The sequence below is a fragment of the Streptomyces niveus genome, from assembly GCF_001723055.1.
Taxonomy (GTDB): Bacteria; Actinomycetota; Actinomycetes; order Streptomycetales; family Streptomycetaceae; genus Streptomyces; species Streptomyces niveus.
The window spans coordinates 1-4503 of sequence record NZ_MDCR01000236.1 but is presented as its reverse complement, the minus strand read 5'-3'; the positions used below and the strand labels follow the sequence as shown (position 1 = coordinate 4503).

The 4503-nt window shown below is 70.0% G+C and carries 3 protein-coding genes; 2 read left to right on the top strand and 1 reads right to left on the bottom strand.

Annotated elements, in window-relative coordinates:
• Positions 1-44: 44 nt before the first annotated feature.
• Positions 45-2381 carry an MMPL family transporter gene (locus BHU15_RS25410; RefSeq protein ID WP_069629323.1) on the bottom strand — a complete coding sequence of 779 codons (2337 nt, stop codon included), beginning with the start codon at positions 2379-2381 and terminating at the stop codon, positions 45-47.
• 322 nt (positions 2382-2703) lie between these two features.
• Here BHU15_RS25410 and BHU15_RS25405 point away from each other — a divergent pair, with 322 nt between their 5' ends.
• Both BHU15_RS25405 and BHU15_RS25400 read left to right on the top strand, forming a co-directional pair.
• On the top strand, positions 2704-3900 hold the full coding sequence (locus BHU15_RS25405) for a S8 family peptidase (RefSeq protein ID WP_069629322.1): 1197 nt from the start codon (positions 2704-2706) through the stop codon (positions 3898-3900).
• Between the two features lie 127 nt (positions 3901-4027).
• The coding region (locus BHU15_RS25400; protein ID WP_069629324.1) for a DUF1697 domain-containing protein at positions 4028-4503 on the top strand (476 nt) is incomplete at its 3' end.

Here is a 4503-nt window from a genome sequence, read left to right as displayed (position 1 = left end):
ACGGCGCCGTACCACTCGCGGTACGGGGGAGGGCCGGCCGGGCGTCAGACCCGTACGGGATCGGGCTGTTCGCCCGCCTTCCCGTACGCGTCAACAGCCGCGTCGGGTGTGTTCTCCGGGACCGCCGACTCGTCGTGCGTCAGGTCCGGCAGCCGGTGCAGCCAGCGGGGGAAGTACCAGTTGTGCTCGTCCAGCAGCGCCATGACCGCCGGGAGCAGGACGCCCCGGATGACCGTCGCGTCGATCAGGACCGCCGCCGCCAGGCCGACGCCCATCTGCTTCATCGACTGCATCGACAGCGTCCCGAAGATGGCGAACACGGCGACCATGATCACGGCCGCGCTCGTCACGACGCCCGCCGTGGTCACCACCCCGTGGGTGATCGCCTCACGGGTCGTACGGCCCTGAAGCCGAGCCTCGCGGATCCGGGACACCACGAAGACGTGGTAGTCCATCGACAGTCCGAAGAGGATCACCAAGAGGAACAGCGGCAGCCAGGCGACGATCGCCCCGACGCCTTCGGCGCCGACCAGCGAGGCACCCCAGCCGTGCTGGAAGACCATGGTCAGGATGCCGTAGGCGGCGCCGACCGACAGCAGGTTCAGCACGATCGACGTCACCGCGATCGTCAGCGACCTGAAGCAGAGCAGCATCAGTACGAAGGCGAAGATCACGACGAAGGCGAAGACGGGCGCCACCGCCCCGACGATCTGGTCGTTGAAGTCCTTCGACCCGGCGACCTGGCCGGAGACCGGCGCCTCGACGCCATCGACCGTGCCGAGCGTGGCGGGCCGTACGGTGTCCCGCAGCAGCCCCAGACTCTTCTCCGCCCGGTCCTGGTCCGAACCGCCGACCAGCGGCACCTTGATGACCGCGATGTTCTGCTCGTCGTGCGTGACAATCTCGACGGGCCCCTGCGAGGCACCCGAACTGACCGCCTGGGCCTGGAAGTCGGCGAGTGCCCGCTGTACGGGAGCGGCGGTGATGTCGTCCGCCCGCACCACGACCTCGGCCGGCTCGGCGCCCCCCGGGAAGGCCTCGTTGATCCGCTGGTACGTCTGGACGATGGGCAGCGAGTCGCCGAACTCCTGGTCCAGCGTGAAGTTCTGCGTCTGCATGCCTACGGCCGGCAGGGCGATCGCCACGAGCGCGCCCGCCGCGACCACCAGCGCGGTCTTCGGCCGGCGCAGCACGCCGCCGAGCACCGCGCGCCAGAACCGGCTCTCACCCGTCGTACCGCCGGCCGCCGCGCGCTGCTTCTCCGACTGCTTGAGGCGGTTCAGGAACGGCACCCGGCCCCGCTCCACACGCTCGCCCAGCAGCGACAGCAGGGCGGGCAGCACGGTCACCGAACCGACCATCGCCACCGCGACCACCATCAGCGACGCCAGACCCATCGCCTTGAACTCGGCCACCCCGGTGAAGAGCATGCCCGCCATGGCGATACACACCGTCACACCGGAGACGATGACGGCCCGGCCGCTCGTCGCCGCCGCGATCCGCAGCGCCGTCCCGGCGTCGCGGCCGGCCTCGCGCTCCTCGCGCTCACGCCGCAGGTAGAACAGGCAGTAGTCGACGCCGACCGCGAGACCCACCAGCAGCATCACCGAGTTCGCCGTGTCGCTCATCGGCACGACATGGCTGACCAGGGCCATGAGTCCCATCGTCGCCATGATGGCGGTGACGGCCAGCACGACCGGCAGCAGAGCGGCGACCAGCGCGCCGAAGGCGATCAGCAGAATGCCCAGCGCCACCGGCACGGCGGTGAACTCCGCCTGCTTGAAGTCGTCTCCGTACGCGTCGTCGAAGGTCTTCTTCATGCTGGCGCCGCCGATCTCCGAGATCCGCAGCGTGTCCTTGTGCTCCTCCTGCACGCTCGCGACAGCCTTGAGCACCGGCGCGACCCGCTCGCTCGAAGTCTCGGGATCGCCAAGCACGCTGAAGTGCACCAGCGCGCTGCGGCCGTCCTTCGAGATGGCCTTCGTGTCGTACGGCGAGGTCACGTCGGCGACTTCGCCCGTCTGTCCGACGGCCGCCACGACCGCCTCGACTCCGGCACGGAACTCCTCGTCCGTGGCGGACGTCGACGGGGCGACACCCTGGATGAGGACCGACTCGCCCACCGGCTCGGTCAGACCCGCGTCCTCGATGATCCGTGCCGCGTCGCTGACCTCGCCGGCCATCTGCTCGCTGTTCTTGACGCCGACCTGCCCCGCCGCCGTGCCAAGTCCCATGGCGAGTACGACGAACAGCACCCATACGATGACCGCCGTCCACCGGTGCCGCGCACTCCAGGCTCCGGCACGCGCCGCGATTCCGCGCGACGGGGATGCCGCCCCCGGTCCGCCGTCCTGTCGCTGTCGTCGCTCCGTCGTCACCATCGCCGGTTCGTCCCCTCCTGCCTGAGAGCGGCCGTGCGCCGCAGTCGCCGGGGCGAAGTTATCGGGTTCCGGCCTTGCCCTTCTGTAGTCCTGGTGAAGCCCCCGTTACAACTGATGCGCCGCGGGAGGGAGATCGAGTGGGTCGGTCCACTTCGGCACGCATGGTGGATTTCGTAGTGAGAATTGATGTTTTCTCAGCGACAGCGGCCTGAAGGTCTTGATCTGAGCGCGACAATCGGCCAGGGTTTCGAGCCAGCCCGCCGGAAGTTCTTCGTCCGACGAGCTGTCCCCCCACAAAATGCTCACGAGGAGAACCCTCTTCATGACAACTCATAAGCGCGCCGCCCGGATGAGACTCGCCGCGGCGATAACCGCGGTGGCGGCCGTGGCCGGTGTCACCGCCTTCGCCTCCCCCACGGCGACCGCGGCCACCCCCCTCGGCACGGTGTACGGGGCCGACGCCAAGGGCGCGGTCGCGGGCAGCTACATCGTGCTGCTCGACCAGAAGGCCGACAAGAAGGATCTCGCCGCCGAGTACGGCGGCAAGGTCAACCGCACCTACAGCGCCGCCGTCAACGGCTTCTCGGCCAGCGGACTTTCGGCGACCGAGGCCAAGCGTCTCGCCGCCGACCCGGCCGTCTCCAAGGTCGTGCAGAACAAGAAGTTCTCGATCAGCGCCACCCAGGACAACCCGCCGTCCTGGGGCCTCGACCGGATCGACCAGACCGCGACCGCCGGTGACAACGCCTACACCTACCCGGACAGCGCGGGCGAGGGCGTCACGGCGTACATCATCGACACCGGAGTCCGCGTCACCCACGCCGACTTCGAGGGCCGCGCGTCGTCCGGCTTCGACGCGGTCGACAACGACGACAACGCCGACGACGGCAACGGCCACGGCACGCACGTCGCCGGCACCGTCGCGGGCGCCGCCCACGGCGTCGCCAAGAAGGCGAAGATCGTCGCCGTACGGGTCCTCGACGACTCCGGCAACGGCACCACCGAGCAGGTCGTCGCCGGTATCGACTGGGTCACCGCCAACCACACCGGCCCCTCCGTCGCCAACATGAGCCTCGGCGGCGGCGCCGACCCCGCACTCGACGAGGCCGTCCGCAACGCCATCGCCTCCGGTGTCACCTTCGGCGTCGCGGCCGGCAACGACTCCAGCGACGCGAGCGCGACCTCCCCGGCGCGCGTCGAGGAAGCCATCACGGTCGCCTCGTCCACCGTGGACGACGAGCAGTCGTCCTTCTCCAACTACGGCTCGATCGTGGACATCTACGCGCCCGGCTCCGACATCACGTCGACGTGGAACGGCAGCGACACCGACACCGGCACCATCTCCGGTACGTCGATGGCGACCCCCCACGTCGTCGGCGCGGCGGCGGTCTATCTGGCCGGACACCCCGACGCCGCACCGGCCGACGTGGCCACCGCCCTGACGGACGGCGCCACGCCCGACACCATCTCCAACGCCGACGCCGGCACCCCGAACAAGTTGCTGAAGGTCGTCGAGTAACCCCCTCGCGACACCGGTGCGGGACCGGCGGTCGTCGTGCTCTCCCCCACGGGGCGCGGCGACCGCCTTCCGCACGCCTTCCGCACGCCGGAGCCGTCACGGCGGCCCGCCGACCTATCGTGTTCCCATGACGACGACCAGGTACGGGGCACTGCTGCGCGGGATCAACGTCGGCGGAAGCCGGAAGGTCCCCATGGCCGCGCTGCGCGACGTGCTCACCGGTCTCGGCCACCGCGACGTCGCGACGTACCTCCAGAGCGGCAACGCCGTCTTCACCGACACCACCGGCGCGGACGAGAACACACTCGCCGCCGCGCTCGGCGACGCCATCCAGGAGCAGTTCGGCTTCCCCGTCGAGTGCCTGGTCCGCGACGCCGCCTATCTGAAGGCCGTCGCCGACGCCTGCCCCTTCCCCGCCGCCTCGCTCCAGGGCAAACAGCTCCATGTCACCTACCTCTCCGAGACCGTGGACCCGGACCGCTTCGCCGCCGTCGACCAGGAGTCCTACCTCCCCGAGGAGTTCCGGCTCGGCGACCGGGCGCTGTATCTGTACACCCCCGACGGCCTCGGCCGCTCCAGGCTGGCCGAGGCCGTCGGGGGTGT